A 25,068-nucleotide genomic window follows, 5' to 3' on the forward strand; every position below is an offset into this window, starting at 1 on the left:
TTCGAGGTTGTAACAGTTTATTGCTTTTTTGCAACGTTAGAATAAGTACTTTAAATAGTTACGCAACCAAGATTTCAATTAGTTGAAGTAGCAAAAAATATTTAGCAGGAAAAAAATTTATGAAATTCCCAAATGGCCCGCAAACTCCAGCAGTTGTACAGATGCTGCGCTGGATTGTTAATCCGATGTCATTTATGGAGGCTTGTGCCAAAAGCTATGGGGAGATTTTTACTCTCAGATTAGACAACAATCTGCCTCCTTTGGTGATTGTCAGCAACCCCCAAGCGCAACAACAAATTTTGACAACTGATAACAAGGAATTAGAAGCCCCTGGCGATCTGAATAAGGTACTTGAACCTTTGCTGGGCAAGCATTCTGTAATTAGCATTAGCGGCGCAGAACACCAGCGTCACCGCCAGTTGTTGATGCCTCCCTTTCACGGCGAAAGAATGCGGAATTATAGTCAGGTGATTACTGATGTCACCAAGCAAGTCATTAGCCAATACCAGATAGGCAAACCCTTCAATATTCGATCTGCTACTCAAGCTATTACCCTACGGGTGATTATGCAAGCTGTGTTTGGGCTACATGAAGGGCCTCGCGCCGAAAAACTACAGCAATTTATGAGTGAGCTTTTAGAAAAGGCTAGTTCTCGGTTAAGTGTGGCTTTGCTTTATTTTCCAGCTTTGCAAAGAGATTTTGGCCCGATTAACTTCTGGGGAAACCAGATGCGCCTTCAGCAAGAAGCTGATAAACTCCTCTACGAGGAAATTCGGGAACGTCGAGAACAAGCAGATTCATCACGCACGGATATTCTTAGCTTACTCATGGCTGCTAGAGATGAAGCCGGTCAACCCATGACTGATGAAGAGTTACGCGATGAATTGATGACTTTGTTAGTCGCTGGTCATGAAACCACAGCGACAGCCTTAGCATGGGCATTGTACTGGATTCACAAACTACCATCAGTGCGCCAAAAGCTACTGCAAGAATTAGATAGCTTGGGCGATAACCCAGATCCCGGAACCGTTTTCAAGTTACCCTATCTCAACGCTGTTTGTTCCGAGACATTGCGGATTTACCCAGTAGGTATGCTAACTTTTCCCAGAAAAGTAAGAACCCCGATATCGCTGGGCGGTTACGAACTAGAACCCGGTACAGTCCTACTTGGTTCTATTTATCTGACCCACCAACGGGAAGATATTTATCCAGAACCTAAGCAGTTTAAGCCAGAACGCTTTTTAGAACGGCAATTTTCTGCCTATGAATATTTGCCCTTTGGCGGTGGTGCTAGGCGCTGTATTGGGCTAGCATTCGCCCAGTTGGAAATGAAGCTAGCACTTGCTCAAATCCTTTCTAGTAAGGAATTGGAACTAGTTAATAAAGGTGAAGTACGACCTAAACGCCGTGGTTTGGTGACAGGCCCTGATCGCCCTATTGAGATGGTTGTTAGGAGTCAACGTCAGGTGAAGCCTCCCATTTTACAGACAACCACTGTTTGATGCTGGGAGGTTTGATGGTTGCGTTCAGCAAATTTTCAACTTCCATCTATACATTTAGATAGATTTTCAATGCTTTTAAACAATCCCCTATAGTCCTCTTTAAAAGAGGACTATAGGGGATTTTAATATATTACAACTGTAAAAAGAATGGATTTTAAGACTGAGGATACACACCAATACAAGGCATTTTAATATCACCAAAAGACGTATTTTAATAGGTGTATTCTAAAATAATTGAGTAAGCTTTTTCTGTAAATGCATTTAAAAATTTAGAAAAAATATTATTATTAATTTTGTAAAAATTAATGGTGATTAATTACCACTACGGTTCACTTAGTGGTAGGTAACTTCCGATTCTCCCCTGAAAATTTTAAAAATTTTGCTCTAATTGCATCTTTTTTAAGAAGTGTTAGGGAGAAGTAAGCTTTAACTCAAACGGATTGAATTATTTGCGCCTTCTGAAATTCTAAAAGTATCGAATAAATAATGAAACTATTTAATAATCTACGCACACCAGCGTTGCTACAAATTCTGCAATTAATTGCTGAACCAACAAAGTTTTTAGAAAATAATGCTGCCAAGTATGGTGATGTTTTCACAGTACAGGTAATGGGTTTAAAGTCGCCACCGATAGTATTTTTTAGCCATCCCTGCACACAAATTAGATTTTAAGAAAGCAACCCATGTTTTAATTTGCACACCACGAATGCTAAAAGATCGAGTGGAAATTATGGGGCATAAATTTACATCAGAAACAATTTTAGTTCCATGTATTTATTTAGCACATCGCCGAACAGACACTTACCCAGAATCAGAACAGTTTCGTCCAGAAAGATTCCTCAACCAAAAATTTTCACCTTACGAATATTTACCCTTTGGTGGGGGTTATCGTGGTTGCATCGGTGCAGCATTTTCTATGTATGAAATAAAATTAGTAACAGCCATAATATTATCCCATTTTGAACTAAGCCTTACTGATAAACGTCCAGCGCATCCAGTCCGTCGTGGTATTACAATTGTCCCTAGCGGTGGTATAAAAATGGTTGTTACCAAAAAGGCAAAATTTAAAAGACAAACAATACTTTCTAGTTAATTACTCAATCCTCCGATTTGCATATACCGCAATGTAGATCCGCTCCTTAGTATCTAGCCTTTACAGTAACTAGTAAGAGGACATTTAGGAGCTTACTAATTCATGCCTGATGAGCATCGGTTAGAAGAACAATTTCTATCCCAAGAAGCTGAAAAACAAATATCCAATCAGCTAGATGAAGTAGAACAAATAGAAATAGATGTACAAACCGATTTGTTAAAAATACTTCAGGGACAGGCGGATGGAGTTGCAGTTGCAGGACAAGGATTAGTCATTAAAGAAGACATTCGCATACAGGAAATAAAACTGCAAACAGATAGTATTGCCATCAATCCTTTTAGCGCTCTTTTTGGTCAAATAGAACTCAATGAGCCAATCAATACCATTGCTAGGGTTATACTCACAGAAGTAGATATTAACCGCGCCTTGACCTCAGAGTTTGTTCGTAGCCAGATGCAAAACTTTGAGTTGAATGTAGATGGCGAAATTGTCAGTTTTGAACCAGAAGAAATTCAGGTATTTTTACCTGGTGATGGCAAAATAGAATTTAGGGGAAAGGTGCAGTTAAAGGAAATGGGAAATACTCGCCCTTTAGCTTACACTGCGATCGCTCGTCCACGCACTAATTCACAACCCGCTATGCTAGAGGGTTTTAACTGCACTGAGGGAGAGGGGATTTCCATAGAATTAATTACAGCATTCATGCAGAAAGCTAAAGAACTGATGAATATACCATTTTTTAAATGGGAGGATATATCGTTTTCTATCAAAGATATAGAAGTACAAAAAGGTACTTTAATACTTATGTTAGAAGCTCAGGTAAAACAAATACCCTCATCATCAACTTTAATCTCTCCTTAGTAGGATTGACACTAGTTAAAGATAATTTTTGTTACTGAAGGATGATGTAAATGTAATAAAAATTTTCTAAAATTTGGAAAGTTACTGATTATTTCTAAATTCCAACTATGCAAGAGTATGATGTTGTCCTAATCGGTGCTGGACATAATGGGCTTGTTTGTGCAGCTTATTTGCTAAAAGCCGGTTATAGCGTTCTGTTACTAGAAAAGCGTTCTGTACCAGGTGGCGCAGCAACAACTGAAGAATGTTTACCCCAAGAAGCTCCTGGATTTAAATTCAATTTGTGTGCTATTGACCATGAATTTATTCACTTAGGGCCAGTTGTTGAAGAATTAGAACTAGAAAAATACGGCTTGCATTATTTGGAGTGCGATCCAGTTGTTTTCTGTCCTCATCCTGATGGCAAGTATTTCTTAGGACATAAGTCGGTGGAAAAGACTTGTGCAGAAATCGCTCGTTACAGTGAACGTGATGCCAAAAAATACGCAGAGTTTGTAGACTATTGGCAGCGAGCGCTAGGTGCAATGATTCCCATGTTTAATGCACCGCCAAAGTCAATTATAGACATCCTTGGTAACTACGACATCACAAAACTCAAGGATTTATTTTCAGTTATTGGTTCACCTAACAAAACGCTGGACTTTATTCGCACGATGTTAACCAGCGCTGAAGATTTGCTTAACGAGTGGTTTGATGAGGAATTTCTGAAAGCGCCGCTAGCCAGACTAGCATCAGAACTAGGTGCGCCACCATCACAAAAAACCCTTGCCATTGGTGCAATTATGATGGCAATGCGTCACAATCCGGGGATGGCCAGACCTCGCGGCGGAACAGGCGCACTTGTGCAAGCTTTGGTGAATTTAGTCACAAGTAAAGGTGGCGTTATTCTCACAGATCAGCACGTTGAAAAAGTTTTAATTGATGATGGCAAAGCTGTAGGTGTGCGGGTTGCTGGTGGTAAAGAATATCGCGCTAAATACGGGGTTATTTCTAATATTGATGCCAAGCGGTTGTTCTTACAAATGACTGATAAAAGCGATGTTGATGGAGCCGACCCCGATTTATGGGAAAGATTAGAACGCCGCATCGTTAACAATAACGAAACCATCCTCAAGATAGATTTAGCTTTAGATGAACCACTGCACTTTCCCCACCACGCTCACAAAGATGAATATCTCGTCGGTTCTATCTTAATTGCAGATTCCGTGGCTCATGTCGAACAGGCTCATAGTAAATGTACTTTGGGAGAGATTCCTGATGCTGACCCATCAATGTATGTGGTGATGCCTAGCTACTTAGACCCCACATTAGCACCACCAGGCAAGCACACTGTATGGATTGAGTATTTTGCCCCTTATCAAATTGCTGGTGCAGAAGGCACTGGTTTAAAAGGTACTGGTTGGACGGATGAATTGAAAAACAAAGTTGCAGATAGGGTGATTGATAAGTTGGCAGACTATGCACCCAATGTCAAAGGTGCAACTATCGCCCGTCGGGTAGAAAGTCCAGCAGAACTAGGAGAAAGATTAGGTGCATACAAAGGGAATTATTATCATGTTGACATGACCCTAGATCAGATGATATTTTTCCGTCCATTACCAGAAATAGCCAACTACAAAACGCCAATTGATAATCTATTTTTGACTGGTGCAGGGACTCATCCAGGTGGTTCAATTTCGGGAATGCCGGGACGCAATTGTGCGCGGGCATTTTTGCAGGCAAAACATCCCATTAGCCAAACTTTGAAGGATGCGCGGGATTCGATTAAGTCAACTGTCGAGTCAGTGTTTGGCATCAATTAAGCGTTGCACAGATAAAGTAGAGTTATACAGTTCAGATAAACCCAAAACCCTCATGTAGAGACGCGATTTATCGCGTCTTGATTTATCAGGCAATCACGAAAATATCTGTATTAGTCATGGCTAGACCTATTGCTAGTTGAGCAACTTGGATTTGACCAGATGAGCCTATACCATCAGCATCAAAGAATAAACCCCCTGTATTATTGTTGTAGATAAAGCGATCGCTGCTATCTTGTGCTAATGAACCGATAAAAAATTGTGTTGATTGAAGTATACCTTCACTAAGTCCACCTCCAAACCCTATTTTAGAAACATAGATTGTGTCATCTAAGGGCGAAAAATCTGTAATGTTATCAATTCCTTCAGAAGGGGTATTAATAATAAAAACATCAGATCCAGTTCCTCCTGTTAAGGTATCATTACCTAAACCTCCAACGAAAGTATCGTTACTAATTCCCCCTATAAGGATGTCATTGCTATTTCCACCATTTAGCTGGTTATTACCAGTATTACCACTCTCATTAATATTGGCTGTACCTGTGGTGAGATTTTCTTCACGGGCTGTTAAAGGAGAGCTAATAGTTGATGAAATGCTAAGAGGTAATATCGCACTATTGGCAACAGAGAGTAAAGTTCTAAATACCTTTTGGTTGCTGGTTAAACTTTCATCAAACTCTTGGATTAAATTAGTTGGATCTAGAAATGAAATAACGTAGTAATTTCCAATTGGGATATTGGGAAACGCACCGTTCCATGTCGCTGTTCCCGAATTGAATGGGTTAATCGATGAAATAGTTGTATTACCAATTAGATAATGAGAACCAATACTATTAGTGATATTGGTATCAGTAGAAGCGTAAAAAGAAACTGAGAAATTACCTGTCGCGGCTGTACCATTGTTGCGAGGATAAACTGTGATGCTGAAATTTTCCCCATTTTTAATAGTGTTATTACTAAAACTTCCAAGAGTTGTGTTAAACCACACATCAGAGTCTACTAAATCAGCTTTATCAGTGGGTTTACGTGTAGCTGTGTCTTCGTTAATCCAGTTTTGAATCTCGTTATATCGAGTGCTTGTAATTCGGGCGAACTCGTTGTAAAGCGGAGTTTGGTTGGTAGTTGTCTCATTTGAAGCTACTCCATAAATAGTCGGTTTATTTGTGTTGGAATTATTAAGCCAGAGAGGGCCTCCACTATTTCCATTTAGAATATCTAGCTCATTACTACGCAAAATCGAGTCAGTTGTACTTGTGATTTTTCCACTCTGAGTCCACATATCATAGTTGTCAAATTTCCCATCACTATTGGAATCAAACTTATCAGAAGGGTATCCAGTGACATTCATTAAAGTTCCACTGTTGAGATTCTCGTCATATCCATAGTTAAACCAGCCAGTGAAGTTTCCAATATTGCGGTCAAGAGTAACCAATCCTATATCATATTGAAAAGTTTCGCTTTTAGTCTGATCTCCTTGAGTCCATCCTTCAAAAGAACGTGTATAAACAGATTTGGCTTCACTATAGTATTCATAGTCAGCGCGGTTTGTACCAGCAATGATATTTCCTTTAGAGCCAAGCATCACCTCAATTTTATCTGCCCAACCCCCATATCTTGTGTCATACACACAGTGTCCTGCTGTTAAAAAGTGGTAGGAATCAATCATGGCACCAGAACCGTTGACGATAATATCATCAGCAGTATCAATAACCCCATCTGGGCCTTTCCAACGTATTCTCATCTTTCCTATAGCACTAAACGGAAAAGTTATGGTGTTGCTAACTTTTGTCCGACCATCAGGGGAGAAAACAGACATAGTTTTAGATCCTGAATAGAAAATAATAAATACAAAATATACAAATTTAATACCAGAAATTATCTCCTAGCATTAATAATTTACTAGTAATTTCTATGAATAATGCTTCCTGCTACTCAGTTTTTAAGTAATATTAAACCTATAAATTGCCATAGTTGTAATATAAATTATGTCTACGATTTATCAATAATGGAGAGTTGATTTTCTGTTTTATTTTGAAGGAAAAATAAAACTAATTAATAGAAATCAAGGTTGGAAAAACTAGCTATTATGATATTATTTCTGTCCTCACCCCTGCGATCCTGGCTAATTTATACCGTCGGCATTGGCAAATTGAAGAAGGTTTTTATCAGGGTGAATTACTACACGAGTACGATGTTACGACGAGTCCCAGCTACGCAATATATATAGCAATACAAATATAATTGTTTTTTGAGTAAAGTAGTTCTAAGCGATTGCTTTATGTGTATTTATTATGATAATATTATACACCCTTGATTTTGATAAATTTTTATGCATTGTCAACAAGGCTCTTTGGGAAAATAAATATAAGTAAATTAATGGGTAAAAAGTAGTGTATTTTGATAATACTCAAAAAACTAACAAATTTTAACATCATCTAATAATTTTTGTAGGTACAGCATGGTTTTTCGGAACTGCTTCGTTGCATCTGGCTTGATAGCTTTCTTGACATTTGGCTGTAGTGAGGGGGCAAACTCATCGGCAGAAAATACTACACAGGTTGTCCAAGAAAGCAATGTAACCCAACTTTTTATAGAAGCGAAGGCTACGCAAAAAGCAGAAGATTACTTTCATCAAGGTAATAATTTATTAGATAGACAAAATTATGAAGATGCCATAAAAGCTTATGATAAAGCGATCGCCATCAAAGTTGAGAGTCCTGAAGCTTGGATTAACCGTGGCATAGCATTAACATCGTTGCAACGCTACCAAGACGCTCTTGCATCCTATGATCGAGCGATCGCCATCAAACCCGACAAATATGAAGCTTGGTATAATCGTGGCATAGCTCTAACATCGTTGCAACGTTACCAAGATGCTTTTGCATCCTATAATAGAGCGATCGCCATCCAACCCGACAAATATGAAGCCTTAATTAACCGAGGCATTGCTCTGACAAAGCTGCACCGCTACAAGGATGCGATCGCATCTTATAATAGAGCGATCGCCATCAAGCCGGATTTGCACCAAGCATATTACAATAAAGCTTGCTCTTATGCTTTACAAAACAATCTAGAATTAGCAATTGAGAACCTAGACAAAGCAATCAAGCTTGTTCCTGATAAATACAAGAAATTAGCAAAAACTGACCCAGACTTTAGCAAAGTGCGTAGTGAAAAGCAGTTTCAGGAATTACTGCAATAGGATTTTATCACCACCTCTCGGTGTAGAATATAAGCCTGCTGTAGAAAGGATTTTTTCTTGAGCGGTTTAAGGTTAGACATGAAAAAATTGTTAATCACCGGGGCAAGTGGTTTTTTAGGATGGCATCTTTGTCAGCTTGCCAAACAAGAATGGGATATTTATGGCACTTATTTATCCCATTCTTTAGAGATTCCTGGCATGAAAATTTTAAAAGCGAACTTAACAAATTTTCAGGAATTGAAGCGTATCTTTAATGATGTCCAACCAGAAGCAGTTATTCATACTGCTGCACATTCGCAACCAAATTTTTGTCAAACCAACCCCAAAGAATCCCACGCAATTAATGTTATCGCATCCTGTAATATTGCCGGACTTTGTGCGGATAACTTTATTCCTTGTGCTTTTACCTCAACCGACTTAGTTTTTGATGGCTTAAATGCCCCCTATCAAGAAACAGATGCCGTGTGTCCTGTCAATCTTTACGGTGAGCAAAAATCCATAGCTGAAGCAGATATGCTAGAAAGGTATCCGATGACCGCAGTGTGTCGGATGCCCTTGATGTTTGGTGCAGCAACACCCACAGCTAAAAGCTTTATTCAGCCATTTATTCGGACTTTACAAGCAGAAAAAGAACTAAGTTTATTTATAGATGAATTTCGCACACCAGTAAGTGGAACAACTGCTGCCAAAGGACTTTTATTAGCATTAGAAAAAGTTAACGGCATCATTCACTTAGGCGGCAAAGAGCGGATTTCGCGTTATGATTTTGGACAGATATTAGTAGAAGTATTCCAACTTCCCGCTACCGGACTTAAATCCTGCCGACAACAAGATGTGAAAATGGCAGCACCTAGACCAACAGATGTTTCTTTGGATAGTTCTAAAGCATTTGCATTGGGGTATCAGCCTTTATTTGTAAAAGAAGAATTAGAGGCAATACAATTCAGTTAAGACTAAGTGTTAAAACTAAAAATAGGAATAGGCTATTTTGGAATGCGATTACCTCTAGTACACTACGCGTAGGCGTTGTTCGCCGTAGGCATCGCAACGGAAAAACCTGTTTTATTGAGAATTTAGTAATGTAATTGATAATTTAACCCCGATCTGACAAAATCACGTTACTCCCTTCTTTAACAGGCAAGCGACGGTTTCCTCTCACTTTCTCCCCTCCTAAATGAGAATTATTCCTGTAAAAGCGAAAATTTAATTTCGTGAAAGTCATATCTGATTGCATTCCACTCTTATTCAGGCTCATTACTATTTATTTAGATGTGCTTACCCTATAGTTATCGGCTAATTTTTTAGTTAGTAAACTTAAATTAAATTTTATTTTTACCTTTAATTAAAGTTTGCTTAAACTCCTAATTTTAAAATGGGGTGTCTCAAAACAATTTGGGCAGTTGTTTGCTTCTTATTGAAAAAGAGAAAAATATTGATTTCATAACTGGATCTAACAGTTATGAATTTCAATTGGAAAAATAAGTAAGTTAGATAAAAGCTATTTTTGTAGCTTGTAATTGCATTGCTTACAGAAGTTGATGGTAAGGAAAATTGAGATGAAATTGGTTCCAAATTTATTGGTTGCTGCTACTATTGCTTTAGGTTTTGCTACCGTAGATGTAAAATCTGCATCTGCTGCAATTCTTAATTACGCTTTCACCGTTGATAGTCCAGCAACAAAGGGGAATGGCTTTTTTAGCTTTGATGACTCAACCTTCAGCAATGGCTATAATCCCGAAGCTCCCATTCAGTCACTTTCTTTCAACTTTGATGGCGATACCATTTACACTGAACAAGATGATGCAAATTACCCAGATTTTCCTCTTGTTTTTAAAACAACATCCTTAACAGGACAAACGTATTTTGGATTAGATTATCAGTTTAATGATAAAGCTAATCCTTCCAGTTCTATCAGTTATGAAATTATTGGTGACGATTTTACAATTTACTCTAAAACTTCTCCCAATACTGAACTGATATCAGGTACAGTTTCTTATAGACAAGTACCTGAACCTACACCTTTAATTGGTGTTCTTTTTGCTTGTAGCCTTGGCTCAATGATGAAGAGAAAGGTAGCATCCATGAAAAAGATTAAAATCTAACCTTGGTTAAGTTGATATTAACAATTTCTTTGCCAAGGATTAATCTCTTATTAGTAGGGTTTTATGTGGGGAAACAACATCTGACACATTGATAGCTGAGGGGAAAATTGGAAATTAAAATCTGATTTTGATAATACCAATTCTCTATGAAGCTGCACATTATGACCCCTCCCAACCTCTCCTTAGCAAGGATGGTGGGGTTATTTCTATGGGTCTTAATAAAGAATTGCTATAAGGGAATAATTACGAAATTTTCCTACGATTACTCCGCCATCTTTGTGTTAGCTGTTGCTGTACTTTAACTTACCTGTTAGCCAGGAGTAGAGAATGGTAGATTACCGGAATTTTGAGCAGTTCCTGCACAGTCGAATCAAACGACGCAACTTAATTATTGGGGCAGGAGCATTATCTGGTTTAGCAATCGCTAACCAATTTTCTTCTCAAAGAGCGATGTCTGCCGACAAGCCGCTACGCGTCTACGCCACCAGCAGATTTTCCAATTATCCTTTCACTTTAGGTGTAGCGTCGGGCGATCCTTATCCTACTAGCGTAGTGATTTGGACTCGTCTCGCTCCTGAACCTTTAAATGGAGGTGGAATGCCACCTGTGAATGTGCCAATTCGCTGGGAAATAGCAACCGATCCCGACATAAGGCGTATTGTCTCCAGAGGTACGGTACTTGCAACTCCACAACTAGCTCATTCAGTTCGAGTTGTCGTAGAAGGCCTGCAATCTGATACTTGGTACTGGTATCGGTTTCTTGTCGGTCAAGACGCTAGCCCCATTGGTCGCACCCGTACAGCGCCTTTAGCAGGTGGCTACTTAAATAAATTAAACTTTGCCCTTGTTTCCTGTCAGCACTATGAGCAGGGATACTATACTGCTTACAAATATATTGCCCAGGATGACCTCAGCTTGGTAGTGCATGTTGGAGACTACATCTATGAAGGCGGAATCTCAAACAATCGTCCCAGAAAGCACAACAGTGCCGAAATTCTAACCTTAGAAGATTACCGTAACCGTCACGCCCTCTATAAAACTGATACCAATCTGCAAGCAGCTCATGCAGCCTTTCCCTGGATTGTCACCTGGGATGACCACGAGGTAGAAAACAACTACGCCAACGACATCTCCGAAGTCGATACTGAACCAGATCAAAATCGGGCAATCTTCCTGCAACGACGGGCTGCTGCCTATCAGGCTTACTACGAACACATGCCACTGCGCCCCTTCTCGCGTCCCGTTGGCCCCGATATGCAACTTTACCGTCGGCTTTCCTTTGGTAACTTAGCTACCTTCCATGTCCTAGATACCCGTCAGTATCGCACCGATCAGCCCTGTGGTGATGGTACTAAAGAACGTTGCCCAGAAAATTTAAATCCGAATGCAACGATTACCGGCAAGCGTCAGGAAGATTGGCTATACAATGGTTTAAATAACTCACAGGCTAAGTGGAACGTTTTAGCCCAGCAAGTTATAGTTGCTCAGATAGACACAAAACCAGGGGAAGGCAGAACCTACAGCATGGATAAGTGGGATGGTTATGTGGCTTCCCGCGATCGCCTTATGCGTTTCTTAGAACAGCGCAAACCATCTAATCCAGTAGTCTTATCAGGCGATATCCATTCCAACTGGGCAATAAATTTAAAGGCTGACTTTAATAACCCAAAATCTGCTACGGTTGGGAGTGAATTCGTCTGTACCTCAATAACCTCCGGTGGAGATGGGGCAGATACCAGCCCAAATGTTGAAGCTTACTTACCCGATAACCCACACATTAAGTTCTTCAACGGTCAACGGGGATATGTTCGCTGTGCGCTGACTCCCACAACCTACAAGACAGACTATCTAGTTTTATCAAACGTCACAACCCCGAATGGCACGCTTAGTAAGCGGGCTTCATTTGTAGTTGAAGATGGTCGTCCAGAAATACAACAAGCCTAATTGTTTAATTCCCAGGTATCACAACTAGATAATCACAGATAGAAATAGGTAAATCATCAGTTTTTATCGAAGGCAGGAGTTAGGAGTTTTAATTCCTAACTCCTAACTCTTCACTTCAGTTTAATAAGCATCCATTGGCAGACAAGAACAAACAAAATTCCTGTCGCCAAAAGCCGCATCAATGCGACCCACAGCCGGCCAGAACTTATATTCACGAGTCCAAGGCGCGGGATAAGCAGCTTGTTCACGAGAATAAGGATGATTCCATTCTCCAGTAATCAGACTTTCGGCAGTGTGGGGTGCGTTCTTCAAAACATTATCTTGGATATCCACCTTGCCAACTTCTATTTCGGCAATTTCTTGGCGAATAGAAATCAACGCATCACAGAAACGATCCAACTCTTGTTTAGATTCACTTTCTGTAGGTTCCACCATGATTGTACCCCCTACAGGCCAGGAAACAGTCGGCGCATGGAAACCATAATCTATCAGACGCTTGGCAACATCATCGATTTCGATCGCAGCTGATTTTTTGAGCGATCGCAAATCTAAAATACACTCATGGGCAACTAGACCATTTTTCCCCTGATACAAAACCGGATAATACGATTCCAGTTTCTTGGCAATGTAGTTAGCGTTGAGAATCGCCACCTTAGTAGCTTGGGTTAAACCATCTGCACCCATCATGGCGATGTACATCCAAGAAATCACCAAAATACTCGCACTACCCCAAGGCGCAGCTGCCACAGCACCAATATGTGAGTGCTGAGTTGAGTCGTTGATAGTAACAACAGGATGTCCAGGCAAAAACGGCACAAGATGAGATGCAACGCCAATGGGCCCCATACCAGGGCCACCGCCACCATGCGGAATACAGAAAGTTTTGTGCAGATTCAAGTGACAGACATCCGCGCCAATATCCCCAGGACGGCAAATTCCCACTTGGGCATTCATATTTGCCCCATCCATGTAAACTTGTCCACCATGACTATGGACAACAGCGCAGATTTCCTGAATTGGTTCCTCAAAGACACCGTGAGTTGAAGGATATGTCACCATTAAGGCGGCTAATTCATTGCTGTGTTTTTCTGCCTTAGCCTTCAGGTCAGCAACGTCAATATTACCTTGGGAGTCACAAGCAACTGCCACCACTTTCATCCCGCACATCACTGCACTTGCTGGGTTTGTCCCGTGTGCCGAAGTGGGAATCAAACAAACGTTGCGGTGTGCTTCGCCCCGATTTTCGTGATATTGGCGAATTACTAAAAGTCCAGCATATTCGCCCTGAGAACCAGCATTTGGTTGCAGAGAAATTCCCGCAAAACCAGTAATTTCAGCTAACCATGCCTCAAGTTGCTGGAATAGGATTTGATAACCTTGCGTTTGCAACGCTGGGGCAAATGGATGAATCTTGCCAAATTCCTCCCAACTTACCGGAATCATCTCAGCAGTTGCATTCAACTTCATTGTGCAAGAACCCAAAGGAATCATTGATGTCGTTAGCGACAAGTCCTTACTTTCAAGTTTGTGCAGATAACGCAACAACTCCGTTTCTGAGTGATAGCGGTTAAAAACTGGGTGAGTGAGATATGTACTTGTACGGCAGAGAGGAAGATGTGAGGATGAGGAAGAAGTTAATTCTTCTAAAGTGAAGGGTAAATCATCTGTACCAGCGAAAATCTGCCAAAGGTCGATTAAATCTTCTGGTGTAGTTGCTTCATCCAGCGAAATACCAACAGTAGTTGCATCAAAAACCCGCAGGTTAATTTGAAGTTGTTCACTAGCTGCCAAAATATCTTCTAAATTGCGTCTTCCCAGTTCTACTCGCAACGTATCAAAGAAATCTTTGGAACTGATGCTGTAACCCAAACGCTTCAGTCCTTCTGCCAGCAACACTGTCAAAGAGTGGATATTTTCGGCAATTTGCTTCAGTCCAGCAGGGCCGTGATAGACGGCATACATACTCGCCATCACCGCCAGTAGCACCTGTGCAGTACAAATATTACTAGTGGCTTTTTCGCGGCGGATGTGCTGTTCGCGGGTTTGCAAGGCGAGACGTAATGCAGGCTTACCTTGGGCATCTTTTGATACACCCACAATTCGCCCTGGAACCAGCCGCTTATACTCTTCCTTCGTAGCAAAGTATGCCGCATGAGGTCCCCCAAACCCCAACGGGATACCGAACCGCTGAGTACTTCCGACAGCAATATCAGCGCCAAATTCCCCTGGAGGGGTCAGCAAAGTTAAACTTAGAGGGTCTGCTGCTACCGTCACCAATGCACCCTTAGCATGGGCTTTTTCGATAAAAGCGCGGTAGTCGTAAATAGTGCCATCACTTGCAGGGTATTGCAGAACAGCCCCAAAAATTGCTTGATCAAAATCAAATGTTTGATGATCGCCAACAATAATCTTAATCCCCAATGGTTTAGCGCGTGTTTGCAACACATCAATGGTTTGGGGATGGCAGTCACGAGAGACAAAATAGGCATCTGCCTGATTTTTGGAGACACCGTAGCTTAGGCTCATCGCTTCCGCTGCGGCTGTGGCTTCATCAAGTAATGAAGCATTGGCAATTTCTAAACCTGTGAGGTCAATAATCAAGGTTTGAAAATTCAGCAGCGCTTCTAGTCGCCCTTGGGCAATTTCTGGCTGATAAGGAGTGTAGGCAGTATACCAACCAGGGTTTTCTAAGATATTACGCCCAATCACAGGTGGGGTAATACTGTCGTAATAGCCCATACCAATGTATGAACGGAAAACCTGATTTTTGGCAGCAACTTTTTTTAACGATGCCAGTGCTGCATACTCACTTTCTGCTGCTGGTAACTTTAGCGGTTGTTTCAGCCGAATTGCCTGTGGAACTGTTTGGTCGATTAGAGCATCCAGGCTGGGAAATCCCAAAACCTTAAGCATAAGCTGGATGTCATCAGAGTTAGGGCCAATGTGTCTTGGCACAAAACTACTTAACTTTTGACTTTTGTCGTCCAGCACTTGCTGCTCATTAGACTTGAGAATAGGGGCGTTCAATACCACAAATTACTCTCCAGATGGTACTATTATCATATTTTGCAATAAATACTCTTAAACTGGGGGCTGGGGACTGGGAATTCGGAAGATATTGGATAGGTGAATAAGAGTAATTGTTAATTACCTCCTCCACTCACCTACTCCTTTACTCTTCCATTCAGCACTGGCTCAACGCCCCGCTAACAGCACTAAGCACTCCTACTCCCCTTCTACTTGGGCGCGATACTCATCAGCTGTCAAGGCATCTTCAACTTCACCAGGGTCATTGACGCGCACTTTCAAAAACCACCCTTCCCCATAGGGGTCTTCTGACACTTCTTCGGGAGAATTAATTAAGGCTTCATTCCGTTCTATAACGGTGCCTGTCACTGGTGAATTCAGTTCCTCAACGGCTTTCACTGATTCGATTGTGCCAAAGTTTTCTCCCCTAGTAAGAGCATCGCCAATTTCTGGCAGTTCCAAAAAGACGATATCACCCAATTCCTGTACGGCAAACTCAGTAATGCCAATTGTGGCAATTTCACCATCTATTCGCACGTATTCATGAGAATCCAGATATCTGAAATCTTGAGGATATTCAAAAGACATATCACTTCCTCTCCCTTATTAAAAAAATTATTGCCCCAATAGTCATCCAAGCCATATTTGGTAATGAACCTGACTGTAGATTGAATAACTCACAACACATTATTCCTCAAAAACCTCAGCGCTTATCAGTTGGCAACACGATTTTTTGACCGATAAAAGGGACGTTTAACTACAACTGCTGGATAAGCTTTGCCGCGAATTTCGACTTCTAGCTGCTGACCAACAGTTGCTAGCTGGGTGGGAACGTAGCCTAATGCAACAGGATAACCAAGTGTAGGTGACAGGGTGCCACTAGTAACTTCTCCCACAACTTTACCTTCGGATAACACTTGATAGCCATGACGGGCAATGTTGCGTCCTTGGGTTTGCAAACCTACCAATCGACGCTGCACTCCTTTGGATTTTTGCTCTGTTAAAACTTCCCGACCAATAAAATCGCCTTTGGTATCTAAGTGAACTAGCCACCCTAAACCTGCTTCTAAAGGTGTGGTAGTGTCATCGATATCTTGTCCGTAAAGTGCCATCGCTGCTTCTAGGCGCAGAGTGTCTCTCGCACCGAGTCCACAGGGGATAACACCACTTTTATGGAGACTTCGCCACAATTCTACTCCCACATCTGGGTCTACCATCACCTCAAAGCCATCTTCTCCGGTGTAACCTGTGCGGGCTAGGAAGGCAGGTTTATCTAGTAGAGTTGCTGCTAAATGTCCAAAGGCTTTGATTGGTTGCAAGTCTTCTTGCACTAATGGCTGGAGATATTTAATCGCTTTTGGCCCTTGCACGGCAATTAAGACTTTATCTGGTGAAAGGTCTTGGAATTGCAACTTATTTAGGTCAAGGTGTTGCAAGAGCCATGCTTTATCTTTACCAGAGGTTGCCGCATTGACTATAATGAATGCCTTTTGTGTACCACTGGTGTCTTCACCTTGATAATAAACAATGATGTCGTCAATAATTCCCGCTTGAGGATTTAACAATACGGTGTATTGCGCTTGACCAACTTGCAAACGACTCAAGTCGGAAGGTACTAGTGGCTGGAGTTGGGAAATCAGGTTTTTACCTTGGAGGGTAAATTTGCCCATGTGGGAAATATCGAACATTCCGGCTGTATTTCTTACAGCCTCGTGTTCGCGGCTAATTCCACTAAATTGCACAGGCATTTCCCAGCCGCCAAAGCTGGTAAGGCGTGCTTTGAGTTCTACACCCAGTTGATATAAAGGGGTTCGCGCCAGAGATTGGGCGTTGTCTTCTTGATTAGCCACAGGTAATTATTGCGATCGCACCTCAACATCTATCATCCTACGAGAGATTAGGGAAGAGGTGACAGGGGACGGGTGATAGGGAATAATCTCTACCCTGTAACCTGTACCGTATTCCCTCATCCCCTTTGTCCCCTTCTGTAAGGTTTAATAGTTAATAGTAGAAGTGTTGAGATTTATTAAGAAGAGATTATGAAATATTGGCAACTGTTAGCTAGCTTTGTCTTAGCTATGGTTCTTTTTTTGTTTCCCCTATCGGCGCAAGCTGCAAGTTCTTCTAGTATTACCCGTTCTGTGGGTAATGATGAACTCAAGGGCAAGGATTACTCTGGTCAAAGTTTAATTGGTACTGAGTTTACCAATCTCAAATTAGAGAATGCTAATTTTAGCAATGCTGACTTACGTGGTGGTGTATTTAACGGTAGCGTATTGGAGGGAGTAAATCTGCATGGTGCTGATTTTAGTGAAGGCATAGCCTATCTAACAAGGTTTAAGGATGCTGATTTAAGTGATGCTGTGTTGACTGATGCGATGATGCTGCGTTCTACTTTTGATGGCGTGGATGTCACCGGTACTGATTTTACGAATGCAATTTTAGATGGCATACAAGTGAAAAAGCTTTGTGTTAAGGCAAGTGGTGTGAATTCTAAAACTGGTGTGGATACTCGCAAATCTTTAGGATGTAAGTAAAATCTCATCCCTCTTCTTCGCTGAAGAAGAGGGGGATATTATTTTAAACCGTTCGAGGACACAAAGAGCGATCGCTAGTAGAACACGGCGGAAATAAACCAATCATTCCAAATCAACGAAATCCTTATGCTGTATTCATTTTTAATTTTTAATTTTTAATTCCGCCTTGCGGTACTAGGGATATGCTTCTCTTAAAAAGCTGGCATAATTTGCCCGAACCGTCATAGTTGTCGGATGACTTATACCTAAAGTCCGTTCACAAATTTTTAAAGCTTTCTCAAATAAGGGTTTGGCTTTCCTGTAGCGTCTTGTATAACGGTAGAGTGCTGCTAGATTGTTTAGGCTAATGGCAACATCGGGATGGTTATTTCCCAGCAGGCGTTTACTCAGTTCTAAAGCTTGCTCATACAAAGGTTCGGCTTGCTTGTAACTTCCTGTATATTCATAAAGTTGTGCTAAATTGTTCAGGCTGGTAGCAACATCGGGATGGTTATCTCCTAGCAGGTGTTTTCTCAGTTTTAATGCTTGCTTGAGCAAGGGTTCAGCTTCCCTGTAGCGTTTTGTATAACAATACAATGCTCCTAAATTGTTCAGACTCGTGGCAACATGGGGATGTTCTTCTCCCACTAGGCGTTTCCACAGTTCTAAAGCTTGCTGATACAAAGGTTCGGCTTCGCTATAGCGTCCTGTATATTCGTAGATTAATCCTAAATAGCTCAGGCTAGTGGCGACATCGGTATGTTCTTCTCCTAGCACGCGTTTTCTCAGTGCTAAAGCTTGCTCAAGCAAGGGTTCGGCTTCCCTGTAGCGTCCTGTAGTTTCATAGAGTACTGCTAAATTGTTCAGACTAGTGGCGACATCGCTATGTTCTAAACCAAGACGATTTTGAGTCAGTTCTACACACCGTTGCAACCAAGGCTCTGCTTGCTGATAAAGTCCTTGACCTTGATAAAACCAGGCTAATTTGGTAAACAGAGTGATTAGATTTTCATCGCCCAGATATTCGGATAGGTGAGTTGCAACTTCTGTAATATGCGGGATATGTGGAGTGAGGTTGAGAATATTTTCAGGGTTAAGCTGTTGCGGAATTAGCTTTGCTACCTCTAACATCATGGCTGCAAATTTAGTCTTTGCTTCATCCGCCTCACTTGACTTATCCAATTTCACTTGGAAAAGTTGTCGAATCTGTGGATTTAGACGATAAATTCCTTTACTTTTCTGTTGTAGTAAATGCAATTCCAGTAAATCGGCTATGGCTTTCTTATTGAGTTGTTGTTTTTTGTCATCTTCTATTGTCTCAACAGATAGGGGAATGTCAGCTAAAGCACACAAACTTAGCAAACAGCCAAAGCTTTGGGCATTTTCATCCAACTGTTCCCAACTCAATTCAAAAGCTTCAAATATACCGTATTCATCAGGCATCAATGAGTTAGCATTGACTACTGGTTCATGTTCCACTCGTTTCTTCTCTAGCCGCTTCAGCAGTGTTTCCAGAGACAAATCTGGCATTTTATCCAAATATCGTCCCACTAACTCTAACGCTAAAGGCAAATATCCCAAAAATTTACAAATTCTTCTGGCAATCCAAGCTTCTTGTTGCAGTCTTTCCCGAACCACTAGCGATTTTAATAGTTTCATCGCCGCCAATGGTTTGAGGGCATCTAATTCGCTATTATATTTTACGCTCAGATAAGCTTGTAACTTTTCTAGTTTGTCTCGATTGTTGAAAGTCGCTAACTCAGGAGAATTCTGGGCAAACTTGTCATATACCTCACCCACCCACTTTGTGAAAGCAGCAATATCAACATTTAATTCGCTGGCAAGTTTAGCTTTACTTTTACCTAAGTTTTCTGTCTGAAAATACTTTGCAAAAGCTGCCCTTTGCTCTAGAGATAAGCGATTCGTAGCAGCTTCTTCGGCTAGGAAATTAGCCCATTGCATAAACAGCTTGTGAAGTTTATTTTTATTCTAGCTTTGTCTCCATTGGGAAATCTCCTCTCTTTGCGGTAAAAATACATTTGTATAAAAATAATTTAAAAGCAGTGGCTTGCCATTGGGCATAGCCACTTGCAGCTTCTGAAAGTGAAAGTTGAGCCTTTGAACCTCAAGTTTCGAGTTTGCAACTCAAAACGGGTGGGCGATATCTACGACGGGCTACGCCTAAGCACTTTGTTTTTCTCTCTAAATATTTTGAGAATAAAGGACTGGGAAAAGAGATTTTCATCACATTGTTGTGTGATGTCTAGCTGACAGATGCGGTGGTGGTTTGGAAAAAGCGGTTGGCGGGGCGTGTCAGTCCCAGATTTTCGCGCAGTGTCTTGCCCTCATAATCGTGGCGGAAAATCCTCCGTCGTTGGAGTTCTGGCACAACCTTGTCTACAAAGTCATTCAACCCTTCAGGAAGAAAAGGGAACATGATGTTGAAGCCGTCAGACCCTTCCTCTGTCAGCCATTGCTCCATATCATCAGCGATCGTTTGGGGTGTGCCGACGAAGGCCAGCCCGCCGTAACTGCCGACGCGTTGAGCTAGCTGTCGAATGGTCAGGTTCTCGCGTTGTGCCAGTGCTATCACTCGTTCGCGTGAGGACTGTCCGGCGTTAGTCTGCGGGATTTCCGGTAAGGGGCCGTCTGGATCAAAGCGCGAAACATCGTAGCCAAGTGCGCTATTCAGGCTGGCTATCCCACTGTCATAATGTACTAGGCTGTCCAAATGAAGACGCTTGGCACGCGCCTCTGCGACGGTTTCACCCACAACTACCAAGACACCTGGAAGAATTTTGATGCTATCTGGATCGCGTCCGATCGCCTGCACGCGACCCTTAATGTCGGCAAAGAATGCCTTACCTGCCTCTAAGCTACCAGCTGATGCAAACACGACCTCGGCGGTTTCGGCGGCCAGTTGACGACCAGCTTCGGAGGCTCCAGCCTGGACGATCACAGGCCACCCCTGGACAGGTCTGGCGATGTTCAATGGTCCCCGCACGGAGAGATATTTTCCTTTATGATCCAGAACGTGAATTTTTGCGGGATCGAAATAAATCCCTGATTCTACGTCTCGAATGAACGCATCGTCAGCGAAAGAATCCCAAAGACCCGTGACGACATCATAAAATTCCCTAGCCCGCACATAGCGTTCGTCATGTTCTACCTCTTCTTCTAATCCAAAGTTGAGCGCTGCATCTGGATTTGATGTGGTGACGATGTTCCAGCCAGCGCGACCGCCACTGATATGATCGAGAGACGCAAAGCGGCGAGCGATGTGGTAAGGCTGGTCATAAGTAGTGGAAGCGGTGGCTACCAGCCCAATGTGTTCGGTGACGCTGGCAAGGGCAGAAAGTAAGGTGAAAGGCTCGAAAGAGGTGACAGTATGGCTGCGCTTGAGCGCGTTGATTGGCATATTTAGCACCGCTAAGTGGTCAGCCATGAAGAATGCGTCAAACTTGCCCTGCTCTAGTTTCTGGATGAATCGTTTCAGCGCTGGGAAGTTGAAATTAGCGTCAGGCAAAGCCCCAGGATAGCGCCAAGCGCCTGTATGTATGCTTACCGGGCGCATGAAAGCACCCAGTTTTAATTGCTTCGATCTGCTCATTAGCCCTCCGTATCATGTTTAGAATGCAGGGGCGATCGTCCCCTTGAGGTAGTTGTTGATTCTTAAAAATTTTTCGTCAAACTTTAACATCGAAAATTATATCTAAAACAAACAAAAATAATTTATTTTCATAATCTTACTTTGATAGATAAAAATGATAGGACTTAAACCTTGTGTTTGTAGTGTTATTCGCGACTACATTTGAAAAGATACCTCATAAAAAAATAATTACTAATAGCTAACAAGCCTATATTTATTACGAAATTAATTTTTCAATTATAAGTATTACTATTTTCTTGACAAATAGTAATACTTATAATCTTAGAAAATATGAAAAATTAATTGTATTATCACGGTAAACCTCTGAGGTTAATCGTTCCTTGTTTGGGAGCTTGTTTCAAATTAAAGCTTAAAGGGCAGTTTTTTATCATCAATCATTCACACTCACAAGTTTGGGTAGTCTAGATATAGGGATATCCAAGAAGTAAGAAAGAACCTCTCGCCGCCAAGCATCATAAAGTACTGGTAAATCATCAATTTCAATACCAATAGCTTTTTGACTCAACTGCCAATGATCCCGAAAGTAAGGATTGCTTGCGATCGCTATTTTGGGAATGTGAGAGGCGTATTTATGCTGTACCGCCATTACTTCCCACACCAGGGTACTTAGCCATGTTTTTGAACATACTTTATTTTTGCAACTAGAATAATAATACGTTAAATCAGTAGAGTTACCGTATGATACTATGAGATTTGCATAGATAAAGATAAAAAACAAGGAGGTATCTAGATTCTGTATCTCCCTAGTCCCCATTTAATTTGGAGGCAAGAATGTCAGAACCACACTACGGTATTTGGGCCCCTGTTGGAGGTAACTGTGGCCCTCTCAATGCGCCAGATGAACCGATTGATACTAGTTATGAACGCACGCGATCGCTAGTATTAGAAGCAGAGCGTTTAGGATATGTCGCAACCTTAGTCGCACAGCACCTTTTCAACCAGATAAGAAATTAACTTGCAAGACTTAATGTTTGATAAGCTAACAATTAGAGTATCATATTAACTGTAATTTGCCGTACACTCTTTGTATATATTATGCAAACTCTATCTACTGCATAATTTAGTCGGACAAATCAGCGAGACCTCTGGTATAGCTACCACTAACGCAATTTTATAGACAAAAAAGCAGATGAGCAAAACACGCCAGTAATAGTAGCTCATTGTCGAAAATGACACCGATGACAAATTAAGTGGTGCTTAAAATGCAGGCAAGTGGATTTTTGCCTGTAGAAGCCGCTCACAGTGGCAAAGAAATATGTGACTGCCAAAAAGGAGAAAAGGAATTGCTAACAGAAAATGAACTACAACTATCTGCTGATGTGCTGGTAATTGGTGGTGGTCCTGCCGCTGCATGGGCAGCATGGGCAGCCGCATCCCAAGGAGTCAAAGTCATCATTGTTGATAAAGGTTTTCTGGGTACGAGTGGTGCTGCTGCTGCTAGTGGTAACGGCATTATGGCCCCTTCTCCAGAGAATTGGGACAAAGTTTTATCGGAGCGTTATCGCATAGGAAAAACCCTCGCTAACTCACGTTGGATCGAGCGTGTGATCGAAAAAACTTGGCTCAGTTTGCCCTTAGTAGAAGATTGGGGCTATCGTTTCCCTAAAGAAAATGGGGAATCTGTGCGCCAGAGTTATTATGGCCCTGAATATATGCGGGTACTTCGCAAAAACCTCTTGCGTGTTGGTGTGCAAATTTTCGACCAAAGTCCGGCTTTAGAACTTTTGTTGGCTGACGATGGCTCAGTCGCTGGGGCAAGAGGTGTGCAGAGGCAACATCATCGTAACTATACCGTTCGTGCTGGTGCAGTAGTCTTAGCGAATGGCGGTTGTGCATTCTTGAGTAAAGCATTAGGGTGCAATACTAATACCGGTGATGGGCTGCTGATGGCAGTAGAAGCTGGTGGCGAACTCTCTAGTATGGAAGCTTCCAATCACTATGCAATTTCGACCGCTTTTAATGCCACAGTGACACGGGGTGTTCCCTTTGGCTGGGCTAGTTACACCGATGAAGCAGGTAACGATCTTGGTGGCTATATCGATGGTCGTCGCGATCCATCGTTCCTTCCCAATGCCCTCTTGAAAGGCTCCGTTTATGCCCGTTTGGATAAAGCCACACCTGAAGTCAAAGCAGTAATTGAAAAGTCTCATTTCATCTCTTTTCTACCATATAAAAAAGCTGACATTGACCCCTATACTGAACGAGTGCCTGTAACACTAATTTTAGAAGGTACAGTCCGTGGTACAGGTGGAATCCGTTTGACCGATGATAGTTGCGGTACAAAGGTTCCTGGACTCTACGCCGCCGGTGATGCAGCATCGCGGGAGTTTCTAGCCGGGTTAGCTTCTGGAGGCGGTGGCCCCAATGCTGCTTGGGCAATTTCCACAGGGCAATGGGCTGGAGTTGGGGCGGCTACCTTTGCGAAAAGTCTGGGCGCTCAAGCAAATGAACGGGTTGCACGTCCTACTGGTCAAGCCGGATTGCGATCGCCTATGGCGAGGCGTAGCCCATCGCCTTCACCATCTTCTGAATTCGATAGTGAGGCGATCGTGCGCGGCGTACAAGACCAGATGTTCCCGTTGGAGAAGAACTATTTGCGTTCTGAGCAGGGACTTCTGGATTCCCTGGCCAAATTAGAAACGCTGTGGCAGCAAGTACAAGGGAACCCAAAACAAGATACAGTGCGCGATGTAGAATTTTCTCGTCGAGCGGCTGCTCTGACGGCTGTAGCGCGATGGGCATATTTTAGCGCTTTACATCGCACGGAAACACGCAGCGAACATATTCGTATGGACTATCCCAAAACCGATCCAAATCAGCGTTATTACCAAGCAACCGGCGGCTTAGAAAGACTTTGGGTAAGGCGTGATTGGATTAAGGATGCCATCGCTACACCACCAGCACTAACCACTCAAACCACCCCCTCTGTATCAAAGTTGTAGTAGGAGCAGAATCATGATCGAGCTTGTCAGCCATAAACTCTGTATCAATTGCAATCTGTGCGTCCAAGTATGTCCTACTAATGTTTTTGACTCCGTACCTAACCAGCCACCTGCGATCGCCCGCCAGGAAGATTGTCAAACTTGTTTCATGTGTGAAGCATATTGTCCTGCGGATGCGCTCTATGTTGCGCCTGAATCTCACACCAATGTTGCAGTCAATGAGGATGATTTAATTGAAAGTGGCATCATGGGTGAATATCGTCGCGTCTTAGGTTGGGGATATGGCAGAAAAAACAATAGTGAATTAGATACTGCTTATAAACTACGCCAACTACCGCGCCCCTATCAAAGTTAATTGGTAGGGTCGAGGTGTGCATTACTGCATCACCCCTCCCATTCGGAACCGTGCT

At 42.1% G+C, this 25,068-nt stretch carries 20 protein-coding genes; 13 read left to right on the top strand and 7 right to left on the bottom strand.

What is annotated here, in order from left to right; genetic code table 11:
• Window positions 1-119 precede the first annotated feature (119 nt).
• The 5 genes from HWQ42_RS24435 to crtO all read left to right on the top strand — a co-directional run bounded on the left by HWQ42_RS24435 (window position 120) and on the right by crtO (window position 5,258).
• Window positions 120-1,502, top strand: coding sequence for a cytochrome P450 (locus HWQ42_RS24435; RefSeq protein ID WP_292816833.1), 1,383 nt, complete (start codon window positions 120-122; stop codon window positions 1,500-1,502).
• Window positions 1,503-1,988: 486 nt separating this feature from the next.
• Entirely contained in the window at window positions 1,989-2,174 is a 186-nt protein-coding gene (locus tag HWQ42_RS24440) for a hypothetical protein (protein WP_292816835.1), read from the top strand.
• 34 nt (window positions 2,175-2,208) lie between these two features.
• On the top strand, window positions 2,209-2,595 hold the full coding sequence (locus HWQ42_RS24445) for a cytochrome P450 (protein ID WP_292816837.1): 387 nt from the start codon (window positions 2,209-2,211) through the stop codon (window positions 2,593-2,595).
• A 102-nt stretch (window positions 2,596-2,697) separates the two neighbouring features.
• Entirely contained in the window at window positions 2,698-3,456 is a 759-nt protein-coding gene (locus HWQ42_RS24450; protein WP_292816839.1) for a DUF2993 domain-containing protein, read from the top strand.
• A gap of 107 nt (window positions 3,457-3,563) precedes the next feature.
• Window positions 3,564-5,258 (top strand): beta-carotene ketolase CrtO, encoded by a 1,695-nt coding sequence (gene crtO / locus HWQ42_RS24455; RefSeq protein ID WP_292730205.1) that lies wholly within the window; start codon window positions 3,564-3,566, stop codon window positions 5,256-5,258.
• Between the two features lie 85 nt (window positions 5,259-5,343).
• Here crtO and HWQ42_RS24460 read toward each other — a convergent pair whose 3' ends face one another.
• On the bottom strand, window positions 5,344-7,071 hold the full coding sequence (locus tag HWQ42_RS24460) for a trypsin-like serine protease (protein ID WP_292816841.1): 1,728 nt from the start codon (window positions 7,069-7,071) through the stop codon (window positions 5,344-5,346).
• 642 nt (window positions 7,072-7,713) lie between these two features.
• On the opposite strand from HWQ42_RS24460, the gene HWQ42_RS24465 reads away from it, so the two are divergent.
• The 4 genes from HWQ42_RS24465 (at window position 7,714) to HWQ42_RS24480 (ending at window position 12,503) form a co-directional block, all read left to right on the top strand.
• Window positions 7,714-8,457 (top strand): tetratricopeptide repeat protein, encoded by a 744-nt coding sequence (locus HWQ42_RS24465; protein WP_292816843.1) that lies wholly within the window; start codon window positions 7,714-7,716, stop codon window positions 8,455-8,457.
• Window positions 8,458-8,535: 78 nt separating this feature from the next.
• Entirely contained in the window at window positions 8,536-9,408 is an 873-nt protein-coding gene (locus HWQ42_RS24470) for an NAD(P)-dependent oxidoreductase (protein WP_292816844.1), read from the top strand.
• Window positions 9,409-10,013: 605 nt separating this feature from the next.
• A complete protein-coding gene (locus HWQ42_RS24475) occupies window positions 10,014-10,559 on the top strand; it encodes a PEP-CTERM sorting domain-containing protein (RefSeq protein WP_292816846.1) in 546 nt (181 codons plus the stop codon).
• A 327-nt stretch (window positions 10,560-10,886) separates the two neighbouring features.
• Window positions 10,887-12,503 carry an alkaline phosphatase gene (locus HWQ42_RS24480; protein ID WP_292816848.1) on the top strand — a complete coding sequence of 539 codons (1,617 nt, stop codon included), beginning with the start codon at window positions 10,887-10,889 and terminating at the stop codon, window positions 12,501-12,503.
• A 120-nt stretch (window positions 12,504-12,623) separates the two neighbouring features.
• Here HWQ42_RS24480 and gcvP read toward each other — a convergent pair whose 3' ends face one another.
• From gcvP to gcvT, 3 genes are all read right to left on the bottom strand, one after another.
• Window positions 12,624-15,536, bottom strand: a complete 2,913-nt coding sequence (gene gcvP / locus HWQ42_RS24485; RefSeq protein ID WP_292816850.1) for an aminomethyl-transferring glycine dehydrogenase — start codon at window positions 15,534-15,536, stop codon at window positions 12,624-12,626.
• A gap of 192 nt (window positions 15,537-15,728) precedes the next feature.
• Entirely contained in the window at window positions 15,729-16,118 is a 390-nt protein-coding gene (gene gcvH, locus HWQ42_RS24490; RefSeq protein ID WP_094350648.1) for a glycine cleavage system protein GcvH, read from the bottom strand.
• A gap of 125 nt (window positions 16,119-16,243) precedes the next feature.
• Window positions 16,244-17,380, bottom strand: a complete 1,137-nt coding sequence (gene gcvT / locus HWQ42_RS24495; RefSeq protein WP_292816851.1) for a glycine cleavage system aminomethyltransferase GcvT — start codon at window positions 17,378-17,380, stop codon at window positions 16,244-16,246.
• Between the two features lie 189 nt (window positions 17,381-17,569).
• Here gcvT and HWQ42_RS24500 point away from each other — a divergent pair, with 189 nt between their 5' ends.
• Window positions 17,570-18,067, top strand: a complete 498-nt coding sequence (locus HWQ42_RS24500) for a pentapeptide repeat-containing protein (RefSeq protein ID WP_292816853.1) — start codon at window positions 17,570-17,572, stop codon at window positions 18,065-18,067.
• Between the two features lie 174 nt (window positions 18,068-18,241).
• Here HWQ42_RS24500 and HWQ42_RS24505 read toward each other — a convergent pair whose 3' ends face one another.
• From HWQ42_RS24505 to HWQ42_RS24515, 3 genes are all read right to left on the bottom strand, one after another.
• Window positions 18,242-20,008 carry a tetratricopeptide repeat protein gene (locus HWQ42_RS24505; protein ID WP_292816855.1) on the bottom strand — a complete coding sequence of 589 codons (1,767 nt, stop codon included), beginning with the start codon at window positions 20,006-20,008 and terminating at the stop codon, window positions 18,242-18,244.
• A gap of 301 nt (window positions 20,009-20,309) precedes the next feature.
• Entirely contained in the window at window positions 20,310-21,656 is a 1,347-nt protein-coding gene (locus tag HWQ42_RS24510; protein ID WP_292816857.1) for an LLM class flavin-dependent oxidoreductase, read from the bottom strand.
• Between the two features lie 430 nt (window positions 21,657-22,086).
• Window positions 22,087-22,302: a hypothetical protein gene (locus tag HWQ42_RS24515; protein WP_292816859.1), complete on the bottom strand. Its 216-nt coding sequence runs from the start codon at window positions 22,300-22,302 to the stop codon at window positions 22,087-22,089.
• A 185-nt stretch (window positions 22,303-22,487) separates the two neighbouring features.
• On the opposite strand from HWQ42_RS24515, the gene HWQ42_RS24520 reads away from it, so the two are divergent.
• From HWQ42_RS24520 to HWQ42_RS24530, 3 genes are all read left to right on the top strand, one after another.
• On the top strand, window positions 22,488-22,670 hold the full coding sequence (locus HWQ42_RS24520) for a hypothetical protein (RefSeq protein ID WP_292816861.1): 183 nt from the start codon (window positions 22,488-22,490) through the stop codon (window positions 22,668-22,670).
• Window positions 22,671-22,906: 236 nt separating this feature from the next.
• Complete coding sequence (locus tag HWQ42_RS24525) at window positions 22,907-24,658, top strand: FAD-binding protein (RefSeq protein ID WP_292816862.1); 1,752 nt, start codon at window positions 22,907-22,909, stop codon at window positions 24,656-24,658.
• A 13-nt stretch (window positions 24,659-24,671) separates the two neighbouring features.
• Window positions 24,672-25,013 (top strand): 4Fe-4S binding protein, encoded by a 342-nt coding sequence (locus HWQ42_RS24530; protein WP_292816864.1) that lies wholly within the window; start codon window positions 24,672-24,674, stop codon window positions 25,011-25,013.
• The last annotated feature ends 55 nt before the right edge of the window (window positions 25,014-25,068 follow it).

The organism is Nostoc sp. JL23 (assembly GCF_017115065.1).
Taxonomy (GTDB): domain Bacteria; phylum Cyanobacteriota; class Cyanobacteriia; order Cyanobacteriales; family Nostocaceae; genus Nostoc; species Nostoc punctiforme_A.